The sequence below is a fragment of the Azospirillum argentinense genome (assembly GCF_000632475.1).
Classification (GTDB): domain Bacteria; phylum Pseudomonadota; class Alphaproteobacteria; order Azospirillales; family Azospirillaceae; genus Azospirillum; species Azospirillum baldaniorum.
Genome location: NZ_CP007794.1, coordinates 384988 through 399803, shown reverse-complemented (window position 1 = coordinate 399803; position 14816 = coordinate 384988). Strand labels below are relative to the sequence as shown.

Annotated in this window: 13 protein-coding genes and 1 pseudogene; 1 reads left to right on the top strand and 13 read right to left on the bottom strand. The window is 67.6% G+C overall.

Annotated elements, in window-relative coordinates; all coding sequences use genetic code 11:
- Positions 1-26: 26 nt before the first annotated feature.
- The 4 genes from ABAZ39_RS16005 to ABAZ39_RS15990 all read right to left on the bottom strand — a co-directional run bounded on the left by ABAZ39_RS16005 (position 27) and on the right by ABAZ39_RS15990 (position 5260).
- Positions 27-1334, bottom strand: coding sequence for a methyl-accepting chemotaxis protein (locus ABAZ39_RS16005; RefSeq protein WP_081863093.1), 1308 nt, complete (start codon positions 1332-1334; stop codon positions 27-29).
- Positions 1309-1833: a PAS domain-containing protein gene (locus tag ABAZ39_RS16000; protein WP_014242200.1), complete on the bottom strand. Its 525-nt coding sequence runs from the start codon at positions 1831-1833 to the stop codon at positions 1309-1311. Before ABAZ39_RS16000 ends, ABAZ39_RS16005 begins: the two co-directional genes overlap by 26 nt.
- Before the next feature lie 31 nt (positions 1834-1864).
- Positions 1865-3493, bottom strand: a complete 1629-nt coding sequence (locus tag ABAZ39_RS15995; protein WP_051658175.1) for a methyl-accepting chemotaxis protein — start codon at positions 3491-3493, stop codon at positions 1865-1867.
- A gap of 102 nt (positions 3494-3595) precedes the next feature.
- Positions 3596-5260: a methyl-accepting chemotaxis protein gene (locus ABAZ39_RS15990; RefSeq protein WP_247881701.1), complete on the bottom strand. Its 1665-nt coding sequence runs from the start codon at positions 5258-5260 to the stop codon at positions 3596-3598.
- Between the two features lie 514 nt (positions 5261-5774).
- On the opposite strand from ABAZ39_RS15990, the pseudogene ABAZ39_RS37720 reads away from it, so the two are divergent.
- Positions 5775-5903, top strand: a pseudogene (locus ABAZ39_RS37720) (transposase); the annotation flags it as partial.
- Positions 5904-6046: 143 nt separating this feature from the next.
- Here the strand turns inward: ABAZ39_RS37720 and ABAZ39_RS15985 are convergent.
- The 9 genes from ABAZ39_RS15985 to ABAZ39_RS15945 form a co-directional block, all read right to left on the bottom strand.
- The gene (locus tag ABAZ39_RS15985; protein WP_051658173.1) at positions 6047-7462 is read right to left on the bottom strand and encodes a BatD family protein; all 1416 of its coding nucleotides are present in this window, start codon (positions 7460-7462) and stop codon (positions 6047-6049) included.
- Entirely contained in the window at positions 7459-8097 is a 639-nt protein-coding gene (locus tag ABAZ39_RS15980) for a tetratricopeptide repeat protein (RefSeq protein ID WP_051658172.1), read from the bottom strand. Before ABAZ39_RS15980 ends, ABAZ39_RS15985 begins: the two co-directional genes overlap by 4 nt.
- Positions 8094-9035, bottom strand: a complete 942-nt coding sequence (locus tag ABAZ39_RS15975) for a VWA domain-containing protein (RefSeq protein WP_040133963.1) — start codon at positions 9033-9035, stop codon at positions 8094-8096. The genes ABAZ39_RS15980 and ABAZ39_RS15975 overlap by 4 nt, the downstream gene beginning before the upstream one ends.
- Positions 9032-10063 carry a VWA domain-containing protein gene (locus tag ABAZ39_RS15970; protein ID WP_051658171.1) on the bottom strand — a complete coding sequence of 344 codons (1032 nt, stop codon included), beginning with the start codon at positions 10061-10063 and terminating at the stop codon, positions 9032-9034. The genes ABAZ39_RS15975 and ABAZ39_RS15970 overlap by 4 nt, the downstream gene beginning before the upstream one ends.
- The gene (locus tag ABAZ39_RS15965; protein ID WP_040133961.1) at positions 10057-10572 is read right to left on the bottom strand and encodes a DUF4381 domain-containing protein; all 516 of its coding nucleotides are present in this window, start codon (positions 10570-10572) and stop codon (positions 10057-10059) included. Before ABAZ39_RS15965 ends, ABAZ39_RS15970 begins: the two co-directional genes overlap by 7 nt.
- Positions 10569-11570 carry a DUF58 domain-containing protein gene (locus tag ABAZ39_RS15960; RefSeq protein ID WP_040133960.1) on the bottom strand — a complete coding sequence of 334 codons (1002 nt, stop codon included), beginning with the start codon at positions 11568-11570 and terminating at the stop codon, positions 10569-10571. Before ABAZ39_RS15960 ends, ABAZ39_RS15965 begins: the two co-directional genes overlap by 4 nt.
- A 22-nt stretch (positions 11571-11592) precedes the next feature.
- Positions 11593-12576: an AAA family ATPase gene (locus ABAZ39_RS15955; RefSeq protein WP_040133959.1), complete on the bottom strand. Its 984-nt coding sequence runs from the start codon at positions 12574-12576 to the stop codon at positions 11593-11595.
- Positions 12577-12611: 35 nt separating this feature from the next.
- Positions 12612-13592 (bottom strand): HAD family hydrolase, encoded by a 981-nt coding sequence (locus tag ABAZ39_RS15950; protein WP_247881700.1) that lies wholly within the window; start codon positions 13590-13592, stop codon positions 12612-12614.
- Between the two features lie 99 nt (positions 13593-13691).
- Positions 13692-14744: a SphA family protein gene (locus ABAZ39_RS15945; protein WP_040133957.1), complete on the bottom strand. Its 1053-nt coding sequence runs from the start codon at positions 14742-14744 to the stop codon at positions 13692-13694.
- Positions 14745-14816 lie beyond the last annotated feature (72 nt).

The window sequence follows — 14816 nt, the reverse complement described above, 5'->3', positions numbered from 1 at the left end:
ACCGGTTGTCGTCGCCGTCCTCGAAATCATGTGGAGCGCACCGCCGTCAGGAAAGCGTCGACTTCCCTGCGCAAGGCGCAGGCTTCGGTGCGCATGCGATCCGCCGCGTCGAGCACCGCGCCGGCTTTGCGTTCCGTGTCGCTGGCGGCCATCGCGATCCCGGACACCTGCGACACGGCCGTGTCCGCCGTGGAGACCGCGTCCGCCAGCATTGTGGACACATGGCTCAGGCCTTCCTTCTGGGTCCGCATCTCGGTCGCCGTGGACTTGGCCAGCCCGTCCAGGCTCCCGACCATCGCGATGATGCCCTGGATGGCTGTGACGGCGGCGGCCGTGGCTTGCTGCATGTGCGCGACTTCCCTGGTGATCTCACCGGTCGCCTCGGCCGTCCGGTTGGCGAGGTGCTTGACCTCGCCGGCAACGACCGCGAAGCCTTTTCCGGCCTCGCCGGCGCGGGCCGCCTCGATGGTGGCGTTCAGCGCCAGCAGGTTGGTCTGCTTGGCCACCGTCTCGATGACGGCGATGACGTCGTCGATGCGGTGGGCCGCCGTCGCCAGCGTGTTCATGCGCTCATCCGTTTCGCGAGCCTGCGCGACCGTCCGCACGATCTGCGCCGCGGACACGGCGGAATGGCGCTCGACCTCCGTCACCCGTTCGGCGAAGGCGGACAGGGTTTCCAGCGCCCGGCGAACCACATCGGACGTGGCCCGGCCGGCAGCGCCGACGTCCGACACGATCGCTACGGTCCCTTCGGAGCTTTCCGCCAGAATGGCTGCGTCCGCGCGCAGCGACGCCGCCGCGTCGGCCATCGTCGTGGCGATGGCGAGCGTGCGGTTCTCGAAATCGGCGGTCCTGCGCTCCAGATCGGCCATCCGGGCGGCCATGTGCGCGGAGGAGCGGTTGATCGCCCCGGCCGCCCGCGCGAAGGCGCCGTGCAGGCCGGTTTCGACCAGACAACGGCTGAACTCGCCCCTGGCGACGACGTCCAGGGAGGCGGTCGCCTCACGGACGAACGCGTCCACCGGGTCGAGGAGGTCGTTGATGGCATCGAACAGAGCCCCGACCTCTCCGCTCTCGCGCATGCGGACAAGGCGGGCCTCGAACCGTCCGGAAGCCCCCTGGCGGCACACCTCGGTCGCCCTCTTGATCGCCTCCCCCACCCGCCATTGGAAGAAGAAGGCGGCGAGCAATGCCGCCCCCGCCGGCAGCGTGACCACGGCCATCGGCAGCGCCGCTCCGCCCGTCGCGGTTTCCCACAGGGCCGACCCCAACAGCAGGGCGGTCGAGCCGGCGGTGAGGATGCCCGACCTATAAAGCGAAGATAAATTTATCATAGGTTGTGCCATTCCGCTTGAGGAGGTCGCTCAACAGAGCGGTGGAGGCGACCATGGCGGCCTTGGGGTTTGCGTGGCGTCGCTCCTCGGCCAGGAGTTGCGCGTACAGCGGCCGGATCGTTTCGACGGCGTCACGGCGAGGAACGCGCCGGTTCGAGTGATAGCCGATGGCTGTGCCGTTTTCGTCGAAGCTCGGCGTCACGTGGGCGAACACCCAGTAATGGTCGCCGGTCTTCGCACGGTTGTCGACATAGGCGAAAATTTCCCGGCCGGCACCGATGGTGTCCCACAAAAGCTTGAACACGCAGGCCGGCATGTCCGGGTGGCGCAGGATGTTGTGCGGCGCTCCGATCACTTCATGTTCGTCATACCCGGAGATGCGCAGGAAAACCCGGTTTGCGTAAGTGATCCGGCCCTTCAGATCGGTTTTCGTGACGATCAGCTCTCCGGGATCGAAGGTGCGTTCAAACCCGGTCAGCGGGTGATGCCTGTTTGCCATCGGGCCATATCCTTGCTTGCTGTGCCCTTGCTCACGCTGCCTCGCTCAGGCGGTTCGACTGGCGAACCTCGCTCAGGAAGTCCTCGACCTGCTGTTCCAGGGCTTCGGACTGCCGGACCAGCTCGTCCGCCGCCAGGGTGACGATGTGGGCGGCTTGCAACGTTCCCTGTGCGCCCGCGGAGACGTCGGCGATGTGCCTGTTGATGTCCGCGGTTCCGGCCGCGGTCTGCTGGACGTTGCGGCTGATCTCCGCAATGGCGGCGTGCTGCTCATGGATGGCCGCGGCGATGGACGAGGAGGTCTCGTGGACCTCCTGGATGGTGCCGACGATGTTCTCGATGGCCGCTACGGCCTTTTCGGTCGCGTCCTGCACCACCGCAATCTGCTGGGCGATCTCGTCGGTGGAACGGGCGGTCTGGCTGGACAGGTTCTTCACCTCGTGCGCCACCACGGCGAAGCCCTTGCCGGCCTCGCCGGCGCGGGCGGCCTCGATGGTGGCGTTCAACGCCAGCAGGTTCGTCTGGCTGGCGATCTGACGGATGATGTCCACCACCTCGCCGATCCGCCCGGCGGCGTGCGCCAGCCCCTGGACGATCTGATCGGTGCGGCGGGAGCGGTCCGCCGCCAGACGGGCGACATCGGTCGACCGCTCGATCTGTTGGCTGATTTCCTGGCTGGCCGCATTCAGCTCTTCGGTGGCCGAGGCGACGGTCTGCACATTGGCCGAGGCCTGCTGCGAGGCGCTGGAAACGGCCGCGCTCTGGGCGCTGGTCTGCTGCGCCTCGGCGGACATGGCGCCGGACGCCGTGTGCAGGCTTTCGATCTGCCGGCCGATGGCGGCGATCATGCCCTTGACCCGCTGCTCCATGGTGTCGGCCATCGCGAGCATCGAGCGCTTCCGCTCGATGACGACCTGCTGCTCATGCTCCTCCTGCTCGGCCCGCAGCCGCTCCACCCGAAGAAGGTTCTCGCGGAAGCCCTCCAAGGTGCGCGCCATGTCGCCAAGCTCGTCCCCACGGCCGAGTCCGGGGATGGACGCCACCTTGCGGCCTTCCGAAAGGTCGAGCATGACCCGGCGGAGCGCGTCGAAGGGGCGGAAGGTGACCCGCATCGCAACGAACACGGCGACCGCGACGATGGCCGTCACCAGCAAGGCGGCCAGCGTCACCCGCCGGATCAGCGCGTCGATGGCTGCGTAGAACTGGCTCTTCTCCACGCCGACGAACAGGATGCCGATGACGCGGCCGGAATCGTCGCGGATCGGATCATAGGCCGTCATGTAGTGCCTGCCGAGAATCGTGTTCTCGCCACGATACGACCGACCGTGCGTGAACACCGCCTCGTAGGCCGGTCCCGGCGCCAGTCGGGTGCCGGTCGCACGCTTGCCGTCCGTCACGATGGTCGTCGCCACCCGGACATCCCCATGAAAGATCGTCGCGACGCCACCGACAGCGCCGGCAAATCGGTCCAGCAGCGCGTTCTGCCCGTCGAGCTTGCGGGCACCGACCCAGAGGGTCCCTTCCTCGGATCGAAACGCGCCTCCATGCGACAGCACCAGTTCCCGCATCGCAGAGACGTTTTCGTCCAGGCGCTGGTTCGCCTGCTTGGACAGGTGGGCGTTCAGATCGTTGCCCACCAGCAGAATGAGCGTCCCCGACATGAGCAGAAGACCAAATATGGTGGTTGCCGTGATCCGGCTGGCGAGGCGGGTTTTTCGAATGACGTTCAGCATGGGTTGGGTCCCGAAACGAGAAGAAGGGCCTTATGCGGTGCGAATACCGGAAAGGAAGAGATCAACCTCCTCGCGGAGGACTTTTGCCTGCCGGTCGAGATCATCGACAACGGCCTGAAGGGTATGGCCGACCTCTTCGACCTTATGGATGCTTGAGCCGACGATGCGGATGTTGTCCGTCACGGTCTCGGTACCTTCCGCAGCTTGCCGGCTGTTGGCTGCAATCTCGCGCGTGGCGGCGTCCTGCTGCTCCACGGACTCCGCGATCGTCACCAGAGCGCCGTCGATGGAATCGATGGTGGCCGCAACCGTCCGCACCGCCTGAACGGCTTCGGCGGTGCTTTCGGTGATGGCGCCGACGCGCTCCATGATCTCGCGCGTCGCCCCCATGGTCTGCGCGGCGAGCGCCTTGACCTCGGAGGCCACCACCGCGAACCCGCGCCCGGCGGCACCGGCCCGCGACGCCTCGATGGTCGCATTGAGGGCGAGAAGGTTGGTCTGCCCGGCGATGCTGGAGATGAGATCGACGATGCCGGCGACCTGCCGCGCCGTTTCCTCCAACGCGCGGACCCGTTCTGTCGAACGCACCACTGAAGCGACGGCGTCCTTCGACACCCGGGTGGAGCGCGACACCTCGTCGCCGATGGCGTGGATGGAGCTTGCCAACTGATCCGCGGCCGCGAAGACCGATTGCACGCTGCCGCACGCCGTCCCGGCCGCCTCCGCGGTCCGCTCGGACGTGTGCGTGGCGGCATCGGCCGTTTCGGTCATGCTGCGCGCCGTACCGACCAATTGTTCGGTGGACGAGGAGAGGTTGCCCAGGACCTGGGCGATCGTGCCTTCGAAATGGTGGACCAACTCTTCGATGTGACGCATGCGCCGCTCCCGTTCCGCTGTCTGGGCCGCTTGACCGGCTTCGAGTTCGGCCCGCTTCTCCGCATTGCCGCGGAACACCGCTAGGGCGCGGGCCATGGCGCCGACCTCGTCGCGGCGTTCCGCGCCCGCGATATCGACCACCCAATCCCCGGCGGCCATGCGCTCCATCGAGCGGGTGATGGTGGCGACCGGGCCGGTGACGCGCTTCACCAAGGTCCAGCGGACCACCAGCATGCTGGTCACGGTCAGCAGCACGCCGCAGCCGAGCAATTTCAGCAGAATGTCGCGCAGGCGGCTTTGCTCCGCACCGACGTCGAGCTGGCTGGACAGCACGGCGATGACGTCGCCCTTCCGCAGTCCCATCGCACTGTGGCACGTGAAGCAGACCTCCTGGTCGGCACCCGGCGTCTCACCCAGAACAATGGGCAGCGTCATCCGGTAGGCGTCGCGCACATACCGGCCGACCGGTTTGCCCGAACGGAGCGCTTCCCGGTCGATGTCGTCGCGCGGTTCCTTGGGCGGGGTGCTCGGGGAGCCCTCGGCCATGTGGCTGGCGACCGACGGCGACCAGGCGCTCCAGATCTGACCGGGATAGTCGGTGTTGCGCTGGCGGAACCAGTCGTTGAACACCCCGATCCCGACATCCTCGGCGTCGGTCGGGCGTTTGGCCATCACGCTCACGATGAGCGCGTGCAGCGAGTCCAACTCATTGCGGCTAAACTCTTCCATGTTGTGCTCCATCTGGTCCGTCTGGAGCCAGGCGACGCCAAACAGGCAGACAGCCGACAGCAACGACAGGCCGATCCCGATCAGGGCCATGAACTGCCGCTGCAAGGACATTGAGGCAAATGGCGCTTTCCGAATCATTCTGATGGGCTCGAACAACAATCTTTGCGGGTGACGGATTATGAGTTGAAAACCCAAACTCCGCGCAAACATAACCTATAAATACCGAGAGTCAACAATGCGCTGCATTCAATCGACGATTAGCTACGGAGGCGGTGAATATTTGTTAACTATGAAGATATGCTTGTTTGGTTAAAATACATAAACGTAACTTTACTGTTGCTTCTTCATTCTCAAAATAATCCACCCCAACCCTTCCGAACGATGGCTCATCCTTGGCGATGCACATCGCAAGTTGAGCGGCGGCTTTGGCTTTGATAATGGCGCGCTGAACCCCACTGCCGGAGGCCGCCGATGTGGACGCCCGAGGAACGCCGGTTGGTTGGCGATTACGGCACCAGCCAAGCGCTGAGCAATGACCAGTACCGGTTGATCGAACCCCTGATCCCGTCGGCCAAGCCCGGCGGACGCCCCCCGCAGCACGGACATGCACCGGCTGTCTTTGTTCTACGTGGTGCGGACCGGCTGCCAATGGCGCCCCCTACCGCCCCCGCCAGCCTTCCCGCCCTGGCCCACGGTCTACCACTACTTCCGCGCCTTCCTGGAAGCCGGCGTGTGGGAGACCTTGCGCCACCATCTGGTGGTGATGCTGCGCGAGCAGGAGGGCCGCGATCCGACCCCCTCGGCCGCCATTCTCGACACCCAGAACGTTAAAACCACGGGAAGGGGGCGCGCGTGGCTTCGACGCGGCCAGGAAGGTCAAGGGTCGCAAGCGGCTTCCTTCACCAAGCTTTTGAAACGGGCTGTCAGCAGCCGAGGCCGGATGGACGAGAGGCGGGCAGGATTGAGTGGTGGAAGGTTGCGGGTGTTTGCCGAGGTTAGCCTTTGCAGGACATCCGGGCGGAGGGTCCGCAAGGCCTTCGCCAAACTCCGGCTTTGTTCCACCGACCACATCTGCGGCGAACCCCCACCACAAAACAGGACACGCTCCAAGTCCTTTGTGGCAAGCATGAGGGTTGCCCCTTCCGGGTGATCCTCCAGCCGGCACCGTCCGGCCAACCGATCACGCCATCGGGTGAAGGTCGTGTAGATGGCGCGTGGGTCGTTCCCCCGGCAAGCTTGCAGCAGTGTATTGAACATACTGCGTTCCGATTGCTGCCGCCGAAGGCGCCACGCTTTCCATGCTTGAGCAAGACGGTCCCTTGCCAAAACGGCGAGGACGGTCAGCAGGATAATGCCGCCGAAAACCACTGCCAGCATCCAGGCCCGCACTGGACCAGCAGCCGGCGAACCGCCCGGCGGCATGGCCGATGGCGGCGGAGCGGCAACGGTCACGCGAACCGCCGGGAAAGTGACGGTGCGCAGACGGTCGGACTCCAGGTCCCACCATGTCTGCGACACGGCCGGCAGGTTGAAGCGGCCTGCCGTCTCGAAAACGTAGGTCGCCCGGTCGGTGCGCTCCCCGGTCAGATCGCCGCGTTCGATCCGGTCGTCGATCCGGGCAGGCTCCCCATAGACGCGCACCCCGTCCGGCGCCGAAATGCGGATGTCCGGGAGCGCGCTGCCTGGAGCATCGGCAACCTCCCGCGTGATGGTGCGGACCAGGGCGTCCCCGGCCTTGTATGCCGCGTCCGGCGCCGGCGCCCAGGTCTCATGCGCGCTCAGCCGTGTGGACGCGGTCACCGCCTGCGACGGGTCGACCCCCGGGGGCACGGTGACGGACAGCGTCAGCGCGGTGCCGGAAACCACGCCGCTTTCATGTCCGTCGCGGTCGAGAAGCACGACATTGGCTGCCGGGATGGTCAGGGTGCCACCGCGCCGTGCGTACAGGGCAAATTCAAAGCGTTGGCCGACATAGGTCCGCCCCCGGATGCCGTCGCTCAGCGAGGTCGCCTGGGTCTCGAAGCGGAAGATCTGCGCGGCGTCCATGGCCGGCAACGTGACACGCGGCGGGTAGATCATCCCGTCCAGAAACAGGACGTCAACGAACACGCGAACATGCTGCCCGATGATGGCGGTCTGGTCCGGGCGGCTCGACATGCGAACCACGACCGGGGGCGTGTCCGTTCCCTCCTCCGCGCGCGCCGAACCGGTGGCCATGCCGCCGATGGACAGCACCATTGCCAGCCAGACCGCCATCCAACCGCACCGCTGCGGCTTGCGAGCCAGGCTCATGGCACACCTCCCGGAGCAGTGCCGGGTTCGGGCGCTGCCTGAAGCTGGTAGGCGAAGCGCGCCCGCAGGAAGTCGGCCGGTTGTGTCTGCACCCGCTTGAGCCACAGGGCGCGGATCGCCTCGTCGCTCATCGGGGCACCGCCGGAGGCCTCCGTGTCCTTGCCGCCGTCCTTCTTGGTCCGGTCATAGACGACGTCGTCCGGGTCATCCTCGGTGTCGCCGTCGTCGCCCCCTTTCGCCCGGACACGGTCCGCGCGCAGACGGGCGAGCGTCCGATTGGCCTCGGCATCCGCCCAGCCGGGCATGAGGGCGAGCGCCCGGTCGTAGCGGGCGACCGCATCGTCGTATTTTCCCCGCATCACCAAGGCGTTGCCCTGATCGTAGGCGGCGTCCGCGGTGTCGATGCCGGCGAACTGCGACGCCGCGTCCTTGAAGTTGCCGGCCTTCATCAGCGCCACGCCGCGCCACATCGGATCGATGAAGGCGTCGGCGGCTTCGGCGTACCGCCCCCGTTCCATAAGCCAGCGACCACGCTGGTCGGGCGTCGTCCACAGGTCTTTCCAGCCGAGGAGCAGCGTGGCGCCGGCCAGCGATAGGAGAACGATGGCGAGAATGCCAACCATGGCGTTCCTCATGCCGCCAGCCTCCAGCCGCGCCGGAACCACCCGAGCACCAGCGCGGCGATCAAGGGGGTCAGCCAGTAGCCCGCATCCTGCCAACGAGCCTCATCCCCATGGGCGGTGGCCGCCGGGGCGGTCGCGGAGTCCAGGCGACGGGCGACGGATGCGGCGTCGGTGGGATCGGGGGTCACCTCCACCACGCGGGCGTCCAAGGCGGTGGCAGCGTTCTGCAAAGCCGTGTCCTGGGCGACGTGGTCCGGGGGCAGCATGACCCATAGGACGGTTGGCGGCCGATCGGCGCTCTGGCCCGTGCCCCGCAACGCGTTGGCCTGATCGGGCGCCACCGCATCGGCCAGCACGACCAGCGAACCGCCGCGCTTGCCCTCCGCCAGCACCCGCGCCGCCAGGTTCACCGCCTGGGCAAGCTGATCGCCTTCGCGCGGCATGATCTCCGGAGAGAGGGCGCGGGCCATGGTCAGCACCACCTCCTTGTCCGTCGTCGGCGGCAGGACCAGATGCGCCGAGCCGCTGTAGGCGACGAGGCCGGTGGCCGCCCCCTCCCGCTGGTCCAGGAGGTCGGAGATTTTCTGCCGGGCCCGTTCCAGCCGGGTCGGCGGCAGGTCGGGCGTCGTCATGGTCGGCGTCACGCGCAGGACGATCATGGCGGGCGGGGCTGCGTCGGCGAACAGGGAGGGCTCCCGCCGCCACGTTGGTCCAGCCATTGCCACGATCCCCACGAACCACCCGAGCAGCAGCAGCGTACCGGGTGCGAAGCGCCGATTGGCTCCGCCGCCGACGGTCAGGTGGGCCAGCAGCTCCGGAGCCATGGCGGCCCGCCAGGGCCGCAGCGGATCGCCCGTCCGGCGGTCGAGCCACCACAAGGCTACCGCGGGGATCAGCAGCAGCAACCACCAGGGACGCAGCACATGCAGCTCGGACAACGGATCGGTCATGGGCGCACTCCCGGCGTCGCGGCTGAATGGCCATCGGCGCGCCCGGACGGGGAGCCGCGGCGCAGCCTCGGCAGCAGGATGAACATCTGGGTCGCCATGCTCAGGATGGTGAGCGCCGCCAGCGGCACCCAGAACAGGTCGGTCCTCGGCCGGACGGACACGGTGTCGACCTTCCGGGTTTCGATAGCGTCGAGCCGTTGGTAGACCTCAGCGAGTTGGGCCCGGTCGAGCGCGCGGAAGAACCCGCCGCCGGTTGCGTCCGCCACGTCCCGCAGGGCCTTCTCGTCGAGCGCGTCCTCGCCGACCGCGGTCGGATCGCCGATGGCGACGGTGTGGATGGTGATCGCTTTGTCCTTGGCGACGCGGGCGGCCTCCGCCGGCGGGACGCGGCTCGCCGTGTCGTTGCCGTCGGTCAGGGCGATGATCGTCTTGGCCGGCACCGTCGAGCGTTCGAACAGCGTGATGCCCAATCCGATGGCGTCGCCGAACACGGTGCGCGGACCGGCCATGCCGACCTGCATCTCCTGAACGAGGCGGCGGCAGAGCCCAAGATCGGCGGTGAAGGGCACCAGCGTGAAGGGCGCGTTGCCGAAGACCACCACGCCGACCCGGTCGCCGTCACGGCGCGACAGGAAATCGTCGAGCACCTGCTTCACCGCCGTCAGCCGGTCCACCGCCGCTCCGGTGGCGTCGGTAAAATCGCGCGTCTCCATGGAACCGGACAGATCGACCAGCAGCAGGAGGTCTCGCGCCGGCCGGTCCCGGTGCAGCGGCGGCTCAATCCATTGCGGGCGTGCCAGGGCCCCGACCGATAGGCACCAGCACAGGATCAGCACGGCGGTCTGCCAGATGCCCCGCCGGGCAACGGCGGCTCCCCCCTGGGGTGCCGCTCCGGTGAGCGCGACCAGGGTGGCGAAGAAGGGCACGCGCACCGCCGGTCGCCGTTCGATGCGCGGCGGCACCATCCGGTGGACGATCCACGGCAGGGGCAACAGGAGCAGCAGCCACGGATAGGCCAACGTCAGCATAGCCAGCCGCTCCCTCCCGATGCCGGAGCACGGTGGGTCCGGAGCCACAGGCGAGCCGCGGCAGCGATCTCCCGCAAGGCATCCGTGCCGCCCTCGGCGCCGGTCCCGTAGGCGAGGTCGGGAAGACGTCGCGCCGGCCCCGTGGTGAAACGGTCGGTTCCCGCGGTGCGGTCGAGAAAGCTGAGCCACAAGGCTCCGTTGAGGCTGGCGACCTCCGACCGAGGATAGGCGGCAAGCGCTGCCCGCTTCAGCAGCGAGGCCATGCGTTGGGCGAGCAGGCCCGCATCGGCTTTGCCGATGTCACCCTCCAGCGCGTCGAGGACACGCAGGGCCTCCCGGCGGTAAGCGTTGGCGCGATAACGGGCGATGGCGTGGACGGCCAACAGGAAACCGGCCAGCAGAACCCCCGCGGCCAGAATCCACCAGCCCGGCGCGGGGGGCCACCAGGGAACCGGGGCGGGAAGCGCAAGATCGCGGAGGTTGGACAGGCTCGCCGGATCGTCGCTCATCCGCGCGCTCCTCTCCGCTCCGCCACGGAAGGTGCCACGCGGTGCCCAAGCAAGTCGCGGAGCTGATCGACCACATCGTGGTCGGTGGCGATGGGCAGGACCGGAATGGCGTGGTCGCGTGCGAAGCCGGCGATGCGCGCCCGACGCTCGGCAAAGCCGGCGGCGAAGCGGTCGCGCAGGCCGCGCGCCGCCGTGTCGACCTCGATCTGACCCGGTCCCTCCGCGACCACCACCCGGCCCATATCCGGCAAGGCCGCTTCCATCGGGTCGTGAATGAACACCGTCAGCACGTCGTTGTGCGCGGCGATCCGCGTGACGAGCCGGACAGTCTCGTCGTCGGCGCCGAAGGAGTCGGTGATGAGGCACAGCAGGCCGTCATGCGGGAGCAGGCGGATGGCCCGCCGCAGGGCATCGTTGAAGAGGACCGGATCGGCCAGGGTTTCGCCGCCGGCGCGCAATGCCCGGTTCTGACGGACCACAGTTTCCAGGATGCGGGGGACCGCCCCGCTCCGGGCCTGCGGCCTGATTTCAGTCACCTCACTCTCGGAAAAGACGATGGCTCCGACGCGGTCGCCGAGCGATGTGACGCGCCAGGCCGACAGTGCCGCGACCTCCGCGGCGGCGACCGACTTCATGGCCCGCCGGCTGCCGAAGAACATGGACAGGCGCTGGTCCACCAGCAGCAGCACGCTCCGGTCCCGCTCCTCCGTGTAGACGCGCACGTAGGGGCTGCCGAGCCGGGCGGTGGCGGGCCAGTCGATGGTCCGGATGTCGTCGCCTTCGACGTAGCGGCGCAGTTCCTCGAAGTTCAGCCCGCGCCCGCGCAGCCGTGAGGCGTGGCGTCCGGTCAGGATGCTGTGGACCGGCTGCCGCGGCAGGAAGCTGAAGCCGCGCGCCCGATGCCGGAGGCGCTGCAGGGCGTCGAGCGTGACATAGGCCCGCGCCGCGCCGTCGGACGGCGCCTTGCGTTGCCAACGCTTCGGTTCATCCATCGCCATTCGTCGTCCTCCGCACGCCGGTTCAGGCCGCGACGGCAACCTGCCGCAGGATCTCGTCGATCACCCCATTGCTGGTCACGCCGTCGGCGATGGCGTCGTAGGTCAGGGACACGCGGTGGCGCAGACAGTCATGGGCGACGGCCTGCACGTCCTCGGGCACCACGTAGGTCCGCCCCTGCAGCCACGCATGGGTGCGCGAACAACGGTCGAGCGCCAGCGAGCCGCGCGGACTGGCGCCCACCGCGATCCAGGCCTTGAGCGTGTCGCCATACTCCTCGGGCCGCCGGGTCGCCGCGATCAGGGCCACGATGTAGCTCTCGATCGCCTCGGCGGTCGTCACCTCGGCGATCTCCGCCCGCGCGTCGAAAACACAGCGTTGGGCGATGCGCTCCTCTTGCGGCGCACGGTCCGCTTCGGGGGCTACCGCCTGCTCCCGGCGCACCAGCCGCAGCACCTCCACCTCGTCGGCATCGCTCGGATAATCGATCCGGACATGCATGAGAAAGCGGTCCATCTGCGCCTCGGGGAGCGGGTATGTGCCTTCCTGCTCGATCGGATTCTGCGTCGCCAGCACCATGAACAGGCCGGGCAGCGGGTACCGCTTGCCGGCAACGGTCACCTGCCGCTCCTCCATCGCCTCCAACAGGGCGGACTGCACCTTGGCCGGCGCTCGGTTGATCTCGTCGGCGAGGATCAGGTTCCCGAAGATCGGGCCCTGGCGAAAGCTGAAGGCCGCATCGCCCACGCCGTCGCTGCGGTAGATCTCGCCGCCCGTGATGTCGGAGGGGAGGAGGTCCGGGGTGAACTGGATGCGGCTGAAGTCGGACTCCAGGCTCTTCGACAGGCTCTTGATCGCGCGGGTCTTGGCAAGGCCGGGCAGGCCCTCCATCAGCACGTTGCCATCCGCGAGAAGCGCGATGACGAGCCGCTCGACGACGCGCGCCTGTCCGATGATGGACCGGTTGACTCGCTGTTGAAGCTCCTGGATGGACTCGCGTGCCGTCATGTCGGCGCTCCCCGCCCATTGTTCACGATGTATGTTCACCGCTGAAAGGGAAAGACGGCCTTCCAATCCGTCTTCATGTCGACGACGAGCCAGCCGCGCCCCGGCGCCTCGTCCAGCGCCTTGTCCAGCTTTCCGACCGCCGAGTTGCGGTCGTAGGCCCATTCCCGCTCGGCGTCCGTGTGGTGGACGAGCAGGGCGAAGTGAGGTCCCGGTGCCAGGGTGGTCCATTGCAGCATCTGCAGGTCGCCGTCCGAGTTGCCCGCCGCGAAGATCGGCCGGCGCCCGATGGCCTTGGCGATTCCGACCGGCTTGCCGGGGCCGTCGTCGATGAAGTCGATCTCCGGCAACCGGCGCAGCGCCGGGCTGTCGCCGGTCAGCTCGTAGCGGAGCTTGATGCTGGAGCCGACGACCTGCTCCGGCGGAATGCCGTAGATGGCCTCCGTCCACGGGCGCATGAATTCGACCCCGCCGCCGGACACGATGTAGACCTTGAAACGCTGGTCCTTCAGGTAGGTCACCAGCTCGATCATCGGCTGGTAGGCCAAGTCGGTGTAGGGACGGTCGAAGCGCGAGTGCCGGGCCGTCGTGATCCAGGACCGGACGGCCTCCGCGAACTCCTCCGAGGTCATGCCCGCGTGCGTGGCCATGACCAAGCTGTCGATGGCCCGCATGCCACCCGCGGCGACGGCTTTCTGGTCGCCTTCCAGTGCTGCCTTGTAGGGCTGCTCAGTTCGCCATTCCGGATGCTGCGGCGCCATGTCCTTCAGGCGGTCCATCAGGAAGGCGGCCTGGACGTAGCCGGGTTGTTCCGCCCACAGCGTACCGTCGTTGTCGAAGGTGGCGATGCGCTGCTCGGTTGGAACGAAGTCCGCACCGCCCTCGGTCGTCACCCGCGCGACGAACGCCATGATCGCGGCCTTGGCCGCGCCGTCGTTCCACGAAGGCAGCGGATCGCGCTCCGCCGCTCCGCCCGGTCCGGCGAGGAGGCCGGAGGCCAACGCCAGGATGCAGGCCATGGCAACCCATCGGGCAGCGGCCAATCGGACCCAGGGCATCCGGCAACACGACAACGGCATGGTCGCACCCCTGTTGTTCAACCGAAACGGCATGGCCGCTCAGTGCTGTGTCGAGGATGGTTGAGGCACCCACAGCGGCAAGGAGACGGTGAGAAACCCGGTCGTCCCGCCGGGGACGCGGTTTTCCACGGCGAACTCGCGGTAGACCTTGATGCGGGTGGAGACCGGCGCCTTACCGATCTGGAAATTGTACCCCGCGGTGCCGCCAAGCGCGGTCACGCGCCCTTTGAAGTCGCCCAGCACGGCGCCGGAGCCGCTGTCGCCGCTGATCTGCTGGTAATGGTAGCCGACGATCCCGATCGAGAAGTCCTTCGACAGATACTGGGACGCCGCCCATTCCAGATGCAGCTCCGTGCCGGTCCGGTAGTCGGTCGCCGGGTTCTCGCCGTTGAACGTCACGCCGATAACCCCAGACAGGTCGAGCCCCCGCTCCGTGTCGAGCCAAGTGACCGCGCCGCTGACGTCGGTCGCCCAGCGATTGAAGGAGATGTTGGCGAGCGCGCCCTTGCGGTAGTCGCCGACGGGCGTGTTGACCGACACGATGCCCGTGGCACGAAACCGCCCGGACTCCCAGCCGAGCATGCCGGAAAACACCGGGTCGCCGATGGTGAAGGCGCTGTCGCTGGTGGAACTGCTGTAGGGACCGACCACCGCGCTCGCCGATACGTCCGGCCCTCCGAACGGGATGGTCGCGGAAAAGGCGAGCCGGGCACCGCCCACTGTCAAGGGCGTCGACCACAGGAATGTAGGCAGGTCAATGTACGCGCTTGAGCGGAAATCCGTGGCGAGATTGCCGTGCACCGGAAGCGTCCGCGAACTGCTTCGGTCCGCGTGGAAGACGTAGAGGTCGTTCTGGAAGAAGACGCCTTGCGGCGGAACGGCCGCGGCCAACGGCCCGCGTGATCCAAGCAGATAGAATCCGGTCCCATTCTCGGCCGCGCGTGCCTCCTGCACCGGAAGGCCGCATCCGATCGCAGCGGCCCAGACTCCGCACAGCCACGTTCCCAAGGAAAGCCCGAGCGAGATCTGCTGGCGGACCATCCGCACATCGCCACACGGATCGGGTCCGACTGCGCCAACGTCGAAAGGCATGGCACCATCCTGTTCTGGTTCGAGATCTTATCCGGCGGCCCCTTTTGTCAGGCTGTTCCGATGGCCTATCCG

Excerpts from the sequence above, each read along its gene's own strand:
- ABAZ39_RS16005 (WP_081863093.1), bottom strand. The coding sequence starts at position 1,334 with ATGATAAATTTATCTTCGCTTTATAGGTCGGGCATCCTCACCGCCGGC.
- ABAZ39_RS16000 (WP_014242200.1), bottom strand. The coding sequence starts at position 1,833 with ATGGCAAACAGGCATCACCCGCTGACCGGGTTTGAACGCACCTTCGAT.
- ABAZ39_RS15995 (WP_051658175.1), bottom strand. The coding sequence starts at position 3,493 with ATGTCGGGGACGCTCATTCTGCTGGTGGGCAACGATCTGAACGCCCAC.
- ABAZ39_RS15990 (WP_247881701.1), bottom strand. The coding sequence starts at position 5,260 with ATGGCCCTGATCGGGATCGGCCTGTCGTTGCTGTCGGCTGTCTGCCTG.
- ABAZ39_RS15985 (WP_051658173.1), bottom strand. The coding sequence starts at position 7,462 with ATGAGCCTGGCTCGCAAGCCGCAGCGGTGCGGTTGGATGGCGGTCTGG.
- ABAZ39_RS15980 (WP_051658172.1), bottom strand. The coding sequence starts at position 8,097 with ATGAGGAACGCCATGGTTGGCATTCTCGCCATCGTTCTCCTATCGCTG.
- ABAZ39_RS15975 (WP_040133963.1), bottom strand. The coding sequence starts at position 9,035 with ATGACCGATCCGTTGTCCGAGCTGCATGTGCTGCGTCCCTGGTGGTTG.
- ABAZ39_RS15970 (WP_051658171.1), bottom strand. The coding sequence starts at position 10,063 with ATGCTGACGTTGGCCTATCCGTGGCTGCTGCTCCTGTTGCCCCTGCCG.
- ABAZ39_RS15965 (WP_040133961.1), bottom strand. The coding sequence starts at position 10,572 with ATGAGCGACGATCCGGCGAGCCTGTCCAACCTCCGCGATCTTGCGCTT.
- ABAZ39_RS15960 (WP_040133960.1), bottom strand. The coding sequence starts at position 11,570 with ATGGCGATGGATGAACCGAAGCGTTGGCAACGCAAGGCGCCGTCCGAC.
- ABAZ39_RS15955 (WP_040133959.1), bottom strand. The coding sequence starts at position 12,576 with ATGACGGCACGCGAGTCCATCCAGGAGCTTCAACAGCGAGTCAACCGG.
- ABAZ39_RS15950 (WP_247881700.1), bottom strand. The coding sequence starts at position 13,592 with ATGGCCTGCATCCTGGCGTTGGCCTCCGGCCTCCTCGCCGGACCGGGC.
- ABAZ39_RS15945 (WP_040133957.1), bottom strand. The coding sequence starts at position 14,744 with ATGCCTTTCGACGTTGGCGCAGTCGGACCCGATCCGTGTGGCGATGTG.